At 64.7% G+C, this 14,838-nt stretch carries 13 protein-coding genes and 1 tRNA gene; 5 read left to right on the forward strand and 9 right to left on the reverse strand.

Going from position 1 to position 14,838, the window contains the following annotated elements; genetic code table 11:
• Positions 1–35: 35 nt before the first annotated feature.
• The gene (locus KXR83_RS06360; RefSeq protein WP_437424085.1) at positions 36–1,061 is read left to right on the forward strand and encodes a hypothetical protein; all 1,026 of its coding nucleotides are present in this window, start codon (positions 36–38) and stop codon (positions 1,059–1,061) included.
• Here KXR83_RS06360 and KXR83_RS06365 read toward each other — a convergent pair.
• Positions 958–2,253, reverse strand: coding sequence for a family 1 glycosylhydrolase (locus tag KXR83_RS06365; protein ID WP_437424086.1), 1,296 nt, complete (start codon positions 2,251–2,253; stop codon positions 958–960). The genes KXR83_RS06360 and KXR83_RS06365 overlap by 104 nt on opposite strands.
• Before the next feature lie 7 nt (positions 2,254–2,260).
• Positions 2,261–3,079, reverse strand: a complete 819-nt coding sequence (locus KXR83_RS06370) for a maleylpyruvate isomerase family mycothiol-dependent enzyme (RefSeq protein ID WP_437424087.1) — start codon at positions 3,077–3,079, stop codon at positions 2,261–2,263.
• A gap of 101 nt (positions 3,080–3,180) precedes the next feature.
• Here KXR83_RS06370 and KXR83_RS06375 point away from each other — a divergent pair, with 101 nt between their 5' ends.
• A complete protein-coding gene (locus tag KXR83_RS06375) occupies positions 3,181–3,429 on the forward strand; it encodes a DUF2630 family protein (protein ID WP_437424088.1) in 249 nt (82 codons plus the stop codon).
• 21 nt (positions 3,430–3,450) lie between these two features.
• Positions 3,451–3,523 (forward strand) — tRNA-Arg (locus tag KXR83_RS06380).
• A gap of 25 nt (positions 3,524–3,548) precedes the next feature.
• On the opposite strand, the gene KXR83_RS06385 is transcribed toward KXR83_RS06380, so the two are convergent.
• Positions 3,549–5,153, reverse strand: coding sequence for a PucR family transcriptional regulator (locus KXR83_RS06385; protein ID WP_437424089.1), 1,605 nt, complete (start codon positions 5,151–5,153; stop codon positions 3,549–3,551).
• Positions 5,154–5,245: 92 nt separating this feature from the next.
• Here KXR83_RS06385 and pruA point away from each other — a divergent pair, with 92 nt between their 5' ends.
• Positions 5,246–6,898, forward strand: a complete 1,653-nt coding sequence (gene pruA / locus KXR83_RS06390; protein WP_437424090.1) for an L-glutamate gamma-semialdehyde dehydrogenase — start codon at positions 5,246–5,248, stop codon at positions 6,896–6,898.
• Between the two features lies 1 nt (position 6,899).
• Positions 6,900–7,862, forward strand: coding sequence for a proline dehydrogenase family protein (locus tag KXR83_RS06395; protein WP_437424091.1), 963 nt, complete (start codon positions 6,900–6,902; stop codon positions 7,860–7,862).
• Positions 7,863–8,405: 543 nt separating this feature from the next.
• On the opposite strand, the gene KXR83_RS06400 is transcribed toward KXR83_RS06395, so the two are convergent.
• The 6 genes from KXR83_RS06400 to KXR83_RS06425 form a co-directional block, all read right to left on the reverse strand.
• On the reverse strand, positions 8,406–9,326 hold the full coding sequence (locus KXR83_RS06400) for a type IV toxin-antitoxin system AbiEi family antitoxin domain-containing protein (RefSeq protein WP_437424092.1): 921 nt from the start codon (positions 9,324–9,326) through the stop codon (positions 8,406–8,408).
• Positions 9,327–9,583: 257 nt separating this feature from the next.
• Positions 9,584–11,104 (reverse strand): oxidoreductase, encoded by a 1,521-nt coding sequence (locus tag KXR83_RS06405; RefSeq protein WP_437424093.1) that lies wholly within the window; start codon positions 11,102–11,104, stop codon positions 9,584–9,586.
• Positions 11,101–11,961 (reverse strand): FAD:protein FMN transferase, encoded by an 861-nt coding sequence (locus KXR83_RS06410; RefSeq protein WP_437424094.1) that lies wholly within the window; start codon positions 11,959–11,961, stop codon positions 11,101–11,103. The genes KXR83_RS06405 and KXR83_RS06410 overlap by 4 nt, the downstream gene beginning before the upstream one ends.
• A 17-nt stretch (positions 11,962–11,978) precedes the next feature.
• Positions 11,979–12,473, reverse strand: a complete 495-nt coding sequence (locus tag KXR83_RS06415) for an FMN-binding protein (protein WP_437424095.1) — start codon at positions 12,471–12,473, stop codon at positions 11,979–11,981.
• A 110-nt stretch (positions 12,474–12,583) separates the two neighbouring features.
• Positions 12,584–14,266 carry a substrate-binding domain-containing protein gene (locus KXR83_RS06420; RefSeq protein WP_437424096.1) on the reverse strand — a complete coding sequence of 561 codons (1,683 nt, stop codon included), beginning with the start codon at positions 14,264–14,266 and terminating at the stop codon, positions 12,584–12,586.
• A 129-nt stretch (positions 14,267–14,395) separates the two neighbouring features.
• The gene (locus tag KXR83_RS06425; RefSeq protein WP_437424097.1) at positions 14,396–14,833 is read right to left on the reverse strand and encodes a type II toxin-antitoxin system Rv0910 family toxin; all 438 of its coding nucleotides are present in this window, start codon (positions 14,831–14,833) and stop codon (positions 14,396–14,398) included.
• Between the last annotated feature and the right edge of the window lie 5 nt (positions 14,834–14,838).

Raw genomic sequence — 14,838 nt, forward strand, 5'->3', positions numbered from 1 at the left:
TGCACCGGGTCGAGTGTGGAAAGTGGGTGTGGGTTGTGATTGTCGGAATCACGTTGGCTTTGCTGGCCGCGGTCGGTTACGGACTGTCGTCGGTGATGCAGGCGCTCGGTGCGCGTCAGGCGGCACGCGAAAACGCCGATGACCACCGCATGTCCACCGCAGCGGGCTCCCCTACGTTGCAGTCGACCGTCGCCACCGCACTCACCGGCGTATTCATCGTCGGCGCATTGTTCGACGTCTTGGGTTTCATCGCCGGTGCCGGCGCCGCACGCGCATTGCCACTGTTCCTGTCGCAGACCATCGTCGCCGGAAACCTCGTGGTCACCGCCCTCTTGGGCACCCGGTTGCTGGGAATCAAACTCCACGGCCGCGACTGGGCAGCCATGGGCACCGTGATGGGTTCGCTGCTGCTGCTCGGGGCCGCATCAGAACCGCACACATCGTACGAGACGTCCAGGTCGCTGCATTGGGCGCTGTTGCTGGCCACCCTGCTGGTTGTCGGCTTGTCGCTGTTCGGTGTGCGGCGTATGGGACGCGGCGGATCGGTGGCGGCCGGGGCCGCAGCAGGTTTGCTGTTCGGTGCGGTCGCGATCGGCGTCAGGGTGCTCGACGGCGTCTCCCCGTTCTCGATGTCCACCATGCTCACCGACCCGGCTGCCTGGGTGATCGCCATCGCCGGAGCCGCAGGTTTCTACTTGCACACGGTGGCGCTGCAGCTCGGTGCGGTCAACGGGTCGACTGCGGCACTGGTTGTCGGTGAAACCGCGGCACCGGCCATCGTCGGCGTCATGTGGCTCGGCGACTCGACGGTGCCGGGGCTCGAATGGCTTGCCCTGGCAGGTTTCACGTTCGCCACACTCGGCGCGGTTGCCGTTGCGATCTTCGGAACGGCAGAAGCCGAACGCTCCGCTGAGGACAATCTTCGGGGCGATCGTGCGGACTTCTCGTCCGGCGAGTTCACCGTACCGGCTGACTGCAGCTCGTTGGAGCATCCACCAGTGAGCAGAACTGGGCCGGCCGGGTGGGTCGATAATCTGACCGAACGCCTGCACTGGAGATGATGTCGCGGTAAGCGGCCACCGCATCGGTCGGCTGCCGGGTCAGTGACGGGTCGGACTTCACATCTACGCGGTAGAGACCGAATCGTGAAGCGTAACTGCCCCATTCATAGTTGTCCGTGATGGACCAGTAGTTGTAACCGACCACGTTCATACCGTCGGACTTGGCGCGGGAGATCCAGTACGCGGCGTCGCGGAGCTGGTCTTCGCGCTTGTATCCGTCGGGCCTCGGTTCGCCGTCCTTGGTGGGCATACCGTTCTCCACGATGTAGAGCGGCGTGCCAGGGAACTTACGCGCGTAATACCGCAGCGCGTAATAGAGCCCATCCGCCGACGTGGATGCCTTCCAGTACTCCTCGGTGGCGGCGTTGTAGGTGTTCAAATCCGTTGCGGCCACGGAGTAGTAGTAGTCGATGCCCACGAAGTCCTGCTTGTCGGCGATGCGGTCGAGGAAGAGTGCATCAAGTGCCGGCTGCACGGTCGGCAGATAGGCCGAGTTCGACGACACCCAGGCGCCTGGTTGGCGAGCGTGGATGTAGTCGTAGATGGTGCGGTGCACGTGTACGAGTTGGTCCAGCATCAGCGGAATGTTCTGGGGCGCAAGACCACCGAAGTTCACCTCACGAAGAAAGGTGTAGACCATCGGTTCGTTGATGGTGATCCAGATCGGGTCGTATGCGGCGTAGCGGTCGACCACGGCACGGGCGTTCTCGAGCCAGTCCGCAGCCATCGTCGGGTTGTTCCAGCCACCACGATCAGCAGCCCAGCCCGGGTACACCCAATGGTCGAGGGTGATCATCGGGCGCATCCCCGCACTCAGGATGTGATGGATCACGTCGTCGTAATAGGCGAGTTCCCGTTGGTCCCACACCCCCGGCGACGGCTGAATCCTCGCCCACTCGATGCTGATCCGGTACACCTCGACACCCATCGACCTCGCGTTCTCGATGTCTTCGGCGTAGCGGTGGCGGAAGTCGACGGAGGTGCCGACGCGGTCGTGGACCCGTGTGCTGTTCGAGTAGCGCAGCCAGTTGCTGTCCGGGGAGCTGCCCTCTGACTGGAATCCTGCCGAACCGACGCCCCACAGGAAGTCGTCACCGAGCACCGAACCCTGCGCCGAAGCGGGCGCGGCAGGGACGGCAACAGCGACGAGAATCGGGAGAACAATCGCGAGAATCCGTCTGATCATGGTCATCTCCGAGTCAGATCGTGAATGCGAGGTTGCCGAGCACAGCATCTGCGAGGTCGGGATCACCGGTCACCTCGACTGCCGACGGATCGGCACTTGTCCGTCCACCGATCAGACGGGCGAGGTCTGCGATGTCGAGGCGCAGCACCAGGGTCGGTTCCTCGGCGAACTCGGGCACCACGGCCGCTCGGCCGTCGACAGCGATGTTGACCGTACGGGGAGTCAGACCGGTGATGTCGAAGCGCACCCGACTGCCTGTCGGTGCCCCCGCCTTCTTTCCGACGAGGTAGGGCAGCGATTGGGTGATCTCGTCGGCGGCGAACTGCGCACTGACTGCATCATCCGGCGCAGGCAGCCCGAGGGCGTCGCGCACGTCCAGTTCATGCATCCAGCAGTCGAAGATCCGGATGCGCATGAATCTGCCGTAGGTGTCCGGACCGGCCGGTGTGAATGAGTCGGCGTCGAAGTCGTCTTGTGTTGTGGCGTCGAGGGCGGCGGCGCGGCGGTTGATGGTCTCGGCGAAGTCAGCCATCGTGGCGGCCCTCCCCTGCGCGCGGTAGTGCACCAGCCACCGCTCGTTCATCGCCGCGATGTCGTTGCGGACATGCGGATAGCCGCTGACGTCGGCCTCGACCACGGGCTCCGGATCGCCGAGCAGCATCAACTCCGTGGTGAACACGTGGGTCACGATGTCCCCCACCGACCACCCCGGCAGCGTCGAGGGCTGCTCCCACTGGGCGTCGGCCAACGAGTCGGCCAATCGGTGCACGGACGCCCAGACCGCGGTGAGCGCTTCGATCGCGGGCTCCCTGGGCACAATGGTTCGGCTCATGGTTGGTGACATTACGGATGCCACCGGTCCGAGTCGCCAGGATTCGGCCGATGGGCGGGGCCGAACTGTGCGCGGACCCGCGCGCGCCTAGAATTCGTGAAATGACCAGTGACAAGAATTTGCATACGCAGATCACCGACCTGATCGCGCAGGAGAAAGAACTGCGTGACCAGGTGTCCAGTGGGGAAATCAGCCCCGACGACGAGCGTTCGCAGCTCGGCGATATCGAGGTCCAGCTCGATCAGTGCTGGGATCTGCTCCGTCAACGCGACGCCCTCCGCCGTGCGGGCAAAGACCCTGACGACGCCGAAGTCCGTCCGCCGAATGTGGTCGAGGGTTATCTCAACTGAGTTGGTAAGTTTGTCGGGTCCGCCCTCGTAGCTCAGTGGATAGAGCACCGCTCTCCTAAAGCGGGTGTCGCAGGTTCGATTCCTGCCGGGGGCACTTCCTGGGCCCGATGTTCGAGGTGTCAGACCCGTAGCGCCAGCGACACCACCAGCCGCGAGGCCTGGTCGCCGAGGTCGAGTCCGGTCAGCTCCTGGGCTCGCCGAACCCGGTATCGCAGCGTGTTCGGATGCACGTGCATGGTGGCGGCAGCTGTGCGCACATCGCCGAACGCATCCAGGTAGGCGCGAACGCTGGCCACCAGGTCGGAGCCGTGGGTGCGGTCGTAGTCCCTCAGTCGGCCCACTCTCGGGTCGACGAGATCCGGGTTGTCGGCGAGCAGTCCGACGATCTCGCCGAGTAAGACGCCGGTGCGCGACTCCGCAACCGTGGTCACCACGTCGATCAACGCGCCTTCTCGCGATGCCGCGTCCAGGACCCGGTCGACCTCGGTCCGCAGGCCCGGCACCGCCGTCAGACCAGCGGGCGAATCGGCGACAACTCCCCGGATCTGCATGGCGAACCGGCGGTCGGCCGCTGCCACTGTGCTCTGCACCCAGCGCACCGTCGATGCGCCTCCGTCCGTGCCCGGCAAGATGACGTACACCCTCTCACCGACCGCGGCGGTCACCGAGTCGGGACGAAAAGCGCTGGCGTGCAGTGTGACTGCCGGTAGATAAGCGGCAACGGAATCCGTCGGCAACTGTGCGGGAAACCGACGTGCCAAACCGACGACGGTAGCGGGACCCGAACGCGGAATGTTCAGTGCGTCGGCAAGATAAGGGATGTCGACGGTGTCACCGCGCAAGCCCAGCAGCCGCTGCACCTGTTCGGCATGCACGGACGGGACCGCCGCCGAGCGGGAGATGATACGAGCGGCGACGGCTGCGGCGCCGGTGATCACATCGCTTGAATCCGGTGACAGTGCGGCCTTCCCCTGCTGAAGCCACAAAGTCCCGAGATACTCACTGCCCCTTGGGGTTCTGATGCCCACGGCAATTCTCGGCCGCAGCCCGAGGTCGTCGCGGGCCGCCACCGACACCACGTCTGGCCCCGCTCTCAGAGCAGTGAACACGCCCCACTGCCGAAGCCAGTCGAGCATCTCCGGTGGACCCTCCCGTCCGAGGATCGACAACCTGCGAAGGGCGTCGGCTTGCTCGTCAGATGAGCTGTAGGCCAACACATGTGAGCCCGCATCCTCGATGCTGACAAGTCCGCCGGTGCGATCTGCGACCGCCTGCGCGAGTGCGAACAAATCACCCGCAGTGCCGCTTGCCATCGATTCCGGGGACTCGGCGCGAGCGTGGTCGAGGACCCGCCCGATCAAGTTGTAGATTCGTTCCCACCGCGCATGCGGATCCACTGCGACCACAGCAATACCCGCCGAGACTGCGCGCCGGGTCACCTCAGCGTCCGGCGCTTTGAGCAGGATCGCCGCCGGGGGGTGGCTGCCGAGACTCGCCAACCACGCCATCACCTGGGCCGGCGCGACACCGACAAGCAGGGCCAACTCGGCTGCTCTGGCCCCGCGTCCCACGCCGAGGTGCAGGTCATCCGCGTCAAGCAGCGAGGCTGCGGTCACCGGGCAGTCGAGTCCTTCGGGCGCCTCCACCAGCGTGACGAGCGTTCCGTCGAGCGCCAGAAGCAACCGCCCGAGTGTCACGGCCCCGCGGCCATCGGTATCTGCCATCGGCACCCCTTGTTCGATCGGCCCAAGAACTTGCTTCAGCTTAGTCCGATCAGCCATATCGCTGGACGGTTGGTGCAGCTGAGATTGAGGACATGGACGCCATCACCACACCCCCACCTGCCCACAACGAGCCCGTGCACACCTATGCCCCCGGATCTCCGGAACGCTCACGGATCGTGGCCACCCTGGCCGAGATGAGCTCGGCCGACCCGATCGAACTCCCCCACGTCATCGGCGGCACACATGCCAGTGGTTCGGGCGCCGCGATGGCGGTGGTCCAGCCACACGCGCATCATGAGGTGCTGGGCACACTGACGAATGCGACCACACACGATGCGCGCAGAGCAGTCGACGCTGCGCTCGCTGCGGCACCGGACTGGGCGGCAACATCTTTCGACGAACGCGCATCCATTCTGCTCCGGGCTGCGGACCTCCTGTCGGGACCTTGGCGTGAGAAGATCGCCGCCGCAACGATGCTGGGCCAGTCGAAGAGCGTGCAGCAGGCCGAGATAGATGCGCCGTGCGAACTCGTCGACTTCTGGCGCTTCAACGTCGGGTTCGCTCGCGAGATCCTGGCCGAGCAACCCGTCTCCAGCCCTGGGGTGTGGAACCGGCTCGATCATCGCCCACTCGAGGGCTTCGTCTACGCCATCACCCCGTTCAACTTCACCGCGATTGCCGCGAATCTGCCGACAGCACCGATGCTCATGGGCAACACGGTGGTCTGGAAGCCATCACCGACGCAGACCTACGCCGCGTATATGACGATGCAGCTACTCGAGGCCGCCGGCCTTCCCCCGGGAGTCATCAACATGGTCACCGGCGACGGCATCGCCGTGTCAGACGTCGCGTTGGCCGACGAGAACCTCGCTGGCATCCACTTCACAGGCTCGACCGCCACATTCCAAAATCTGTGGCGGGAAGTCGGAAGCAATATTCAACGCTATCGCGCCTATCCCCGACTCGTCGGCGAGACGGGAGGCAAAGACTTTGTCTTGGCCCATGATTCGGCCGACCCCGACGTTCTGCGCACAGCCTTGATCCGCGGCGCGTTCGAATATCAGGGTCAGAAGTGCTCGGCAGCCTCGCGCGCGTACATCCCGAGGTCGGTGTGGGACATGATGGGCGACGACTTCTTACAAGAAGCCAATGCTCTGACATACGGCGATGTCCGCGACCTCGCCAACTTCGGCGGCGCAGTCATCGACAGACGCGCTTTCGACAAGGCGGTCACCGCGATCGAACGGGCGAAGTCGGTGCCGTCGTTGACGATTGCGGCGGGTGGTGACTACAACGACGCAGAGGGGTACTTCGTACGTCCGACGGTGCTGCTCAGTGACGATCCTGCCGACGAGGCCTTTCACAAGGAATACTTCGCGCCCATCCTCGCGGTGCACGTCTATGACGACGGCCAGTTCGATTCTGTTGTGCAGGAGATCAACTCATCGGCAAGCTACGCGCTCACCGGTGCAGTGATCGCCGACGACCGGACTGCCGTCGAAGCCGCGATGACCGGGCTGCGCAACGCGGCAGGCAACTTCTACGTCAACGACAAACCGACCGGCGCCGTGGTCGGGCAACAGCCGTTCGGTGGAGGGCGAGCCTCGGGGACCAACGACAAGGCGGGGTCGAAGCAGAATCTGATGCGCTGGACATCAACACGCACCATCAAGGAGACCTTCGTCCCGGCGACGTCGGCGGGGTACCCGCACATGGAGCGCGACGACGCCGGGCGTGGTGAGTGACATGACCGGGGTGACCGCGGGTGCGGCACGCACCATCATCATGGCTGCCGCGTCCAGCGACCGGATCAAGCGAACCGCTGAACGAGTTCCGGTCACGCGGAACGTGGTGTCGCGCTTTGTTGCCGGCGAGTCCCATCGTGAGGTGATGGAGGCCGGGGTCGGACTGCTGAACTCCGGCCGGATGATCTCCATCGACCACCTCGGTGAGGACACCACCGATGAAGCCCAAGCCGACGCGACCGTGCAGGCGTACCTGAGGTTGATCGGGATGCTGGGCGACCACACCGAGTCGGTCGCCGGCTCGCATCCGGTGGAGGTGTCACTCAAGCTGTCGGCGCTCGGCCGCGCCTTGCCGCGGCACGGCGAGAAGATCGCACTGGAGAACGCCCACCGGATCGCATCCGCAGCCGAGGACGCAGGCGTGTGGGTGACCGTCGACGCCGAGGACCACACCACCACTGACTCGACTTTGCGGATTGTCCGCGAACTGCGGGCCGATTTCCCGGCACTGGGAACGGTTCTCCAGTCGTATCTGCACCGGACCGAGGACGATTGCCATGAGTTCTCGGCACCTGGATCGCGGATCCGGCTCTGCAAGGGCGCCTACGCCGAACCCGCCGAGGTGGCGTTCCAACGCAAACCCGATGTCGATGCGGCTTATGAACGCTGCTTGCGGGTGCTGATGAACGGACAGGGATATCCGATGGTGGCCAGTCATGATCCGGCCATGATCGCCGCCGCGGCGGCCATGGCCACAGACGCCGGACGCGCCACGGACGACTGGGAACACCAGATGCTCTACGGCATCCGGAGCGCCGAACAACTCCGACTCGTCGGCGAGGGACGTCGAGTCCGTGTCTACGTCCCTTTCGGTTCACAGTGGTACGGCTATTTCATGCGCCGCCTGGCCGAACGCCCCGCGAACGTGGCCTTCTTCCTACGAGCGTTGGTGTCTCGGGGGTAGCTTCTCGGCTGGTGGTTGGAGTCGGAGGATGTGGTGGCGTGGGTTCAGACCCTCCGACTTCAGCCACATCCTCCGGTTGCAGCCGGAGGAACTCACCACAGTCGGAGGAAGTGAGCCGCGCCCGACCAGCCGCAACAAGCGACCCGGGCAGGGAAACCGCAGTCGGAGGATCTGGCCCCCACCCCGCAAACCCTCCGACTCCAGCCACAACCTCCGGTTGCAACCGGAGGAACTCACCAAAGTCGGAGGAAGTAAGCCGCGCCCAACCAACCGCGACAAGCGACCCGGGCCGGAGAGCCAAAGTCGGAGGAACTGGCCCCCCCACCCCGCAAACCCTCCGACTCCAGCCACAACCTCCGGTTGCAACCGGAGGAACTCACCGCACTCGGAGGAAGCGAGCCCCGCCCGACCAACCGCGACAAGCGACCCGGGCAGGGAAGCCCAGTCGGAGGATCTGGCCGCGTGGCCCGCAAACCCTCCGGCTCCAACCACAAACTCCGGTTGCAACCGGAGGAACTCACCGCAGTCGGAGGATGTGGCCCCTCAACCGGGAATGACGCCACCGCGAATCAGCGCGGACCGGAGTTTCGCGTGCAGGCGACCTGGATTGAGGAGGTCATCCCACGACCACCGGACCACTACGATTCCCATGGCGCGCAGCCGGTCCTCGCGCAACTTCTCGCGGTAGACGGCATCCTCGGGTCGCTCGCCTTCGGCAAGAGTGCCGAGGTACTTGATCCGCCCATCGAACTCGCCGACGACCTTCCCGTCCCAGTCGAAATCCGTCCGGCCGATCAGACCGTCTGCATCGAAGAACTCCGTCTGCAACGTCGGCATCGGGATGTCTTTCCAACCCGCCATCAAGGCTCGACTGACCGATTCACCAACGGATTCCGCGTCCCCGTCAGCCGCCAGCAATGCGCGACGCAACATCCCGATCCCGGCGGCGTGTGGGGTTCGCGCCGCGATGGCGTGTAGTTCGGCCAGCGATACGCCCGACCTCAGGGCATCGTCCAGAGCGGCAACGGCCTGCTCAAACGTTCCCGCCCGCGCCACATCACACGCCGTCACTGCTCGGCTGGTCACTCGAATGCCGTCGATGAGCACGATGTCGGCGCCGTCCAGAACGGCATGGTGGACGTGAACGTCACCCTCCCGCTTGCCCTTGGTCTGCGCAATGAAGTGAACACATCGCTGGTCCGGTCGAAAGAGCTGCATCCGATGGCATACCGCTGCCGACTGATGGCTCACGACGCGAACGCGTGAACGCCCGGCAACAGCGATCACGCGGCGGCGGTACTCGTCATCCGGCGAAAGGGCGACGCCGTCGGCAGGCGCCGAAACACCGCGGACAACCGGCAGGATGACTCCGGCCCGCCGTGCCGCTCTCAGCTGCGAGTCGCTACCGAACCCGCCCTGGACCACCGTCTTTCGCCGGATGAGACCGAACTCGGATGACTGCATCTACCCATCGTCATTGTCCCCACCGACCAGGTACCGCCAAAAAGGGCCCTCTGTGGACAGTTTCGAGGTTGTGCACAGGTCCACACCCTCCGACTTCAGCCACATCCTCCGACTGCAACCGGAGGAACTCACCAAAGTCGGAGGAACCACCGCCACACCCCCGCCAACCACCACACCCTCCGACTCCAGCCACACCCTCCGACTACAACCGGAGGAACTCACGACAACCGGAGGAACCGCCGCCACACCCCGACAACTCAGTACCCGATGAACCTATCGGTATGCAGACGCCATGGCTGCCAGCGCAAGGCGGGTTCGGCGCGAATCAGCATGGGCTTGAGCGCGGAGAGCATCATCGGCGGGCCAGAAAGGTAATAGTGCGCGCCGGGGCGCGCGACAGTAGCGACGTCATCAATACTCACCAATCCCCCGACCACGGTGATCACCTGGGCTCCACGTGCGCGCGCCGCATCCAGCACATCGCCGTACACAAGCCGGTCCTCGGAGTTCGCGGCGTAGATCAGCGAGACCTGGGAGAGGTCGGTGTCGCCGCGCGCCGTGAGGTCGGCGAGCATCGACCGGAACGGCGTGATACCGATGCCGCCGGCGATGAACACCATGGGAGAGCGCAGGTTTCGTGGCAACGTGAAGTCGCCGCCCACCTCGTCGACGTATAGCCGGCGCCCAGCACCGTCTTCGATGAGACGCCGCTTGAACTCCGACGGACGCCCGCTGACGGTGAATCCGAAGCGGGTGGTGCCCTCCCCCGGCGCGCCCGCCAAGGACAGAACCCTACGGGTGCCCTGCTTTTCGGGTGCCGGACTCCATGTCGGATCTGAGATCTGGGCCCATTGCCCGGGCCGGAACCGCAATCCCGGTGAGGCCAGCACCTCGTATGTGTCGGTGCCGATCGGCTGCACCGACTCGACCTCGAGTACGTGCCGTCGCCACTGCCTGCCCACGACAAACGTGAACAGGCTGCCGGCCAGGAGCGCTATCTCGGGTACGAACTCCAATGTGTACTCGGACGTGATCTCGAAGGACTGATTCCCGTACATCAACACGGCGACAAGAGCGGCATAGACGAGTGTGGGGATTCGACTGGTCGGCGACGTCAAGGGCTCGGTCAGCATGATGGCCGCCACGAAGAACAGTGGCGTGGACTGGAATCCGAGCTGAAGCGCGTCGCCCACGGGTGTGCCGTTGTCGGCCGCGACCACGATCATCGTCAGTACTGCCACCGCCAGGAACACCCCGACGAGCCACCACTCGCGCAGCTTCCACACCACCGCAGCACCGACGACGATCATCGCGACCATCAACGGTTCGGCTGCGATCCACCAGACCGGGTACAGGAACGGCCCTACCGAGAAGTACGCGAACAGATAGCTCACCACCGCGCCGGCCACTGCCGGATTCACGATGTGTCGACGACGCACCGCCACAACGTATTTGGAGGCACTGGCGATCGCGGCCGCGAGAACGAGCCCCCATGCACTGTCGGTGTTGGTGAGCCCGGGAAAGATGAAGAACAGGATCAGGGCGGTGATCAACCACGACTCACTACCCGGCGGCACCCGCACGATGGCGGCACACAGGTATGTCACGGCGGCACAGACGACCACGAGAATGGCCAGCGATCCGAGCAGTTCGGTTGCGGTGTAGGCGAAATCGGCGCCGGAGGCAGCGACGATGAGTGCGTAGGCCGCCAGGACCACCAACGCGATCAACACGAACCGGTACATCGACAATCGGTCCACGGCGCGGACGATCTTCATAGGAAAAGCTCCAGTTCTCTGGCGTGCGAATGTTCGACCGTGCCGTTGGCGCGCACCACAACGTAGTCGAACGAGAAGTGGCTCAACAGCTTCTGTGCGGGAGTGAAGAACAGCGCGGTGGACAATCCGTCGGCGATCATGGTGTCGTCGGCGATCACCCAGGTCGCCAGCACCTCGCGGGTCGGCGCGGACGTGACCGGGTCGACGATGTGGTGCCAATCGGCCCACGCTCGGCGGTTGCCCGCGGAGCCACAGATCGCGTTGTTCTCGATGACCACCGTGCCGATGGCTTTGGTCGGGTCGGTGGGGTGTTCCAGCGCGATGCGATGAGGTGCGGCACCGGCCCTGATGTCTCCGCTCCCGTTGACCAGGTACTCATCGAAGCCCGCTGCTTTCACCAGTGCGCTGATGCGGTCCACGGCGAACCCTTTGCCGGTGGCCCCGACATCCAGCAGGCACGGAGACCGCACCTCCAGCTGACCCTGCCACCCGGCCAGCACGTCGTCCCAGGCCGGGACGGTCGCAATGGTCGCACCCGGCTGCAAGGAGTACTCGGCGTCGTATCCGGCGTCTGCCAGGGTTTGCCCCACCATGGGTGTCACCATCGCGCCGGTCAGTTCGTACAGCGTGCGATGCAGGTCGAGCAAGGGCTGGTCAGACGGCTCCACCGGGTAGGTGCCTGGCGTGCGGGCGATGGACGCGACCATCGAGTCGGTCCGGAACCGCGACCAGATGCGATCGATGCGGTCGAGTTCACCGAGAACCGAGGCCTGCAACACTTCGGGCACGGCCTGCGACAGGGTGATGTCCCAGGCCGTGCCCAGTGCGGGGAACGCCCACTCGTTCGAATCGGTCACAACAACGGGGGTGTCGATCAGGCCGCGGCTTCGGTCTTGATCTGGTCGATGGCGTCGTTGAAGCCCCCGGATGTGAGGGAGGATCCGGACACCTTGCTGACGTCGAGTTCGTCGATGCTCTTGCCGACCACCAGTGCGTCGATGCCGCTCTTGAACTTGCCCTGGAAGTCGGCCGACGTGCCCTTGGTCTGGCTGGTGTCCACCGACAGCGCCGTGATCACCGAGTTGGACAGGGTGACGGTGACGCCGAGTTGCTGTTCGCCGCCGGGTGATTGGTAGGAGCCGACGGCGGTGTATTCGCCATTCTTGTAGGCCGAGGTGGCAGCTTCGTCCTGGACTGCGCTGGTGTCGGCAGCGGCACTGTTGGCCGCCGTGGTCGTGGTACTTGCGGCAGTGCTGCTTCCGTCGTCGCCACAGGCGGCGATGGCCGCTCCCGCTGCTGCAATGACTGCAGCGACCTTGCCCGCGTTGACGATTCGGCTGTTGTGGAATGAAGTCGATGTCGAGGTCATGGCTCCATACTGCCGCTTCGAGGTCGACCGTGGTCCGTTTCAGAGGCCTTTGACAGCAGACTCTCAGATCTCAGCCAGCTTTAAGCGGGCTCGTTGTAGAACCGAATATTTTACCTTCCAGCTGCGGCAATCCGCGCCGCCACCGCATCGATGAAAACGTTCGAGATGTCGGCGGGCGTCTCTGCAACGTAGCTGCTTCCGCCGGTGGCGTCCGCGATCTGCTTGAGTGATTCGGCGTCGGCGTCCTCGGTGATGCCGATGGTGAGGATGAGCACCGGTCTGGCCGGATCCTCGAGCCGTTTCAGTTCGGCCAGCAAACCCTGGAGGCTGATCGAGTTGTCGTCCTCGTTCTGGCCGTCGGTCAGGAGGATGACGCTGTTCGAATAGTTGGGGTCATAGCTGTCCTGGACCTCCTTGAACGCCGCGAGCGTCGTGTCGTAGAGCCCGGTGGCGCCGCCCACCCGACCCGGGAGTGTCACGATCTGCGACTCCAGGTATTCGCGATGGGTCTGGCCATCGGTATCAACGGTGTCGAGGCGTTCGATGGGAGCGATCGGCAACCAATCCTGGTCCGGTCCACCCATGTCGATGGAGAACAGCCACGCCCCCAGTGCCGAGTTGTTGGGGAAGATTTTCAGGCCGTTCTGGCTGGCCTCCACAAGCATCTCGGCCCGGGTCGAGGTGCCCGCCGGTTCACGCATCGAACCGGACGCGTCTTCCACCACCAGCGTGCGGATCGGCACCCCGAGAACCGCCCACTGCCTGAGCGCTTTCTCCTCTTGCGCAGGGTCTTTGAGCGTCAGCACCTTCACCGCACCCACGCCGCCTTCCGGCGACGGCGCGTCGATGGCCGTTCGGAATCCGGCGGTGGTCAGCGCTGTCGCGCCGTCCTCGGACGTGATGTGTCCGGCCAGTTGTTCGCCCGCTGCGGCCACGATCTCTTTCCGAGCTGCCGACGCGGTGTTGAGCATCGGATAGTCGAGAATCATGGTCCCGTCGGCGGGGATCGCGGCTTGCAGACCACTGTTGGGGCTGGTGTTCTGGAACTCGATGAAGTGCTGCTCGCTGACCACTGTCGGCGACTCGCTGCCTGCGGCAACCTGCAGCCGGTCCACATCGGAGTCGCCCCCGATGCGGGCGTTGCCCTGCTGCAGAGCCAGCAGGGTCATTCCATCGGTGAACTGTTTGCGGTCGATGGCGCCGGCCTGTTCGGCCGCAAGCGCCCCGACGATCGGCGCGTCGCCGGTGCTGGAGTCGATCGGGTTGCCGAGGCGCAGGCCGGGCAGCTTCATGACGTCGACCCAATTGGTCAGTGCCGGAACATCTTTGCCTGCCACCACCACCGGACTGGCCGCAACGGATTCGGCGATCACGTCGCGCTGCACGCGCGCCTGGTCGGTGACCTTACGGGCGCGGGCCTGCGAATCGGCGATCCACAGGTCGGGCGCCTGATCACCCTTGGTGAGTTGGCCGGCGACGTTGGCGCCGCTGACCGCAGCCACGTTGAAGTCGTAACACGAGTCGGCCGACGCCTCGGCCGCCAGCGGTTTGAGGGTGGCAGCCATCGACGGATCGGCGATCACCGACACCGCTTCTCGAGAATCGCAGTCGCTGCCGGACGATGCCCAGACCGTCCGCCAGAGAATCAGCCCGGCCACCAACACCGCGACGACAACCAGCGCAAGAAGCGCCCAACGAGCGCCGCCGCCCCCACCGCCACCCCGGCCGCCGTCTCGACCCTCGCTGAATCCGAAGTCGTCATCGGCCCTGCTATCGACCCCATGTCGACCCATGCGTCACCCACCCTGTTGTTTCGAGGTTCGCCGGATTCTATCCACAGCGAATCAGGAACCAACACCCCAGATGGTGGCGGGCAGACGCCAGACCCGGCTCGCCCTCAGGTCTGGCGAACGGCTCTACGTTCAGGAGTAGAGATCGCGAAAGTTCTTGAGGGATTGGTTGATCTCACCTTTGAGGATCTTCGCGGTACTGCGGATGATCAATGACATCATCGGCGATCCGGTCAGGTTCACCTCGAGTCCTACCTTTGACCCATTCTTGGCGGGCTCCACCGTCAGTGTCAGGGTGACCGTGACGCCACCCTTGCCGTCGCCCTTCAAGTCCACCCGGCGGGCCGGATCGAACTCATCCACCACCCAGTCGAAACGAAGCTTGGCATTCTTGGCCGCGATGACCGAAGACACCTTCGTGCCCTTCTGGATCTCGTCGGGGCTGGGCAACTCGCTACGCCAGCCATCGTGCAGAGTGAGCCACTCGCCGTACCGCGACAGATAGAGCACATGCGCCCACGCGTCTTCCGGGGACTGGTTCACGTCGATCGAATCTTTGACCTTTGCCATAGGTG

Origin of the sequence: Williamsia muralis, assembly GCF_051487485.1 — a bacterium.
Taxonomy (GTDB): Bacteria; Actinomycetota; Actinomycetes; order Mycobacteriales; family Mycobacteriaceae; genus Williamsia; species Williamsia muralis_B.

Bases quoted from the DNA above. Each gene is read 5' to 3' on its own strand.
- KXR83_RS06365 (WP_437424086.1), bottom strand. From the start codon at position 2,253: ATGACCATGATCAGACGGATTCTCGCGATTGTTCTCCCGATTCTCGTC.
- KXR83_RS06370 (WP_437424087.1), bottom strand. From the start codon at position 3,079: ATGAGCCGAACCATTGTGCCCAGGGAGCCCGCGATCGAAGCGCTCACC.
- KXR83_RS06375 (WP_437424088.1), top strand. From the start codon at position 3,181: ATGACCAGTGACAAGAATTTGCATACGCAGATCACCGACCTGATCGCG.
- KXR83_RS06385 (WP_437424089.1), bottom strand. From the start codon at position 5,153: ATGGCAGATACCGATGGCCGCGGGGCCGTGACACTCGGGCGGTTGCTT.
- pruA (WP_437424090.1), top strand. From the start codon at position 5,246: ATGGACGCCATCACCACACCCCCACCTGCCCACAACGAGCCCGTGCAC.
- KXR83_RS06395 (WP_437424091.1), top strand. From the start codon at position 6,900: ATGACCGGGGTGACCGCGGGTGCGGCACGCACCATCATCATGGCTGCC.
- KXR83_RS06400 (WP_437424092.1), bottom strand. From the start codon at position 9,326: ATGCAGTCATCCGAGTTCGGTCTCATCCGGCGAAAGACGGTGGTCCAG.
- KXR83_RS06405 (WP_437424093.1), bottom strand. From the start codon at position 11,104: ATGAAGATCGTCCGCGCCGTGGACCGATTGTCGATGTACCGGTTCGTG.
- KXR83_RS06415 (WP_437424095.1), bottom strand. From the start codon at position 12,473: ATGACCTCGACATCGACTTCATTCCACAACAGCCGAATCGTCAACGCG.
- KXR83_RS06420 (WP_437424096.1), bottom strand. From the start codon at position 14,266: ATGGGTCGACATGGGGTCGATAGCAGGGCCGATGACGACTTCGGATTC.
- KXR83_RS06425 (WP_437424097.1), bottom strand. From the start codon at position 14,833: ATGGCAAAGGTCAAAGATTCGATCGACGTGAACCAGTCCCCGGAAGAC.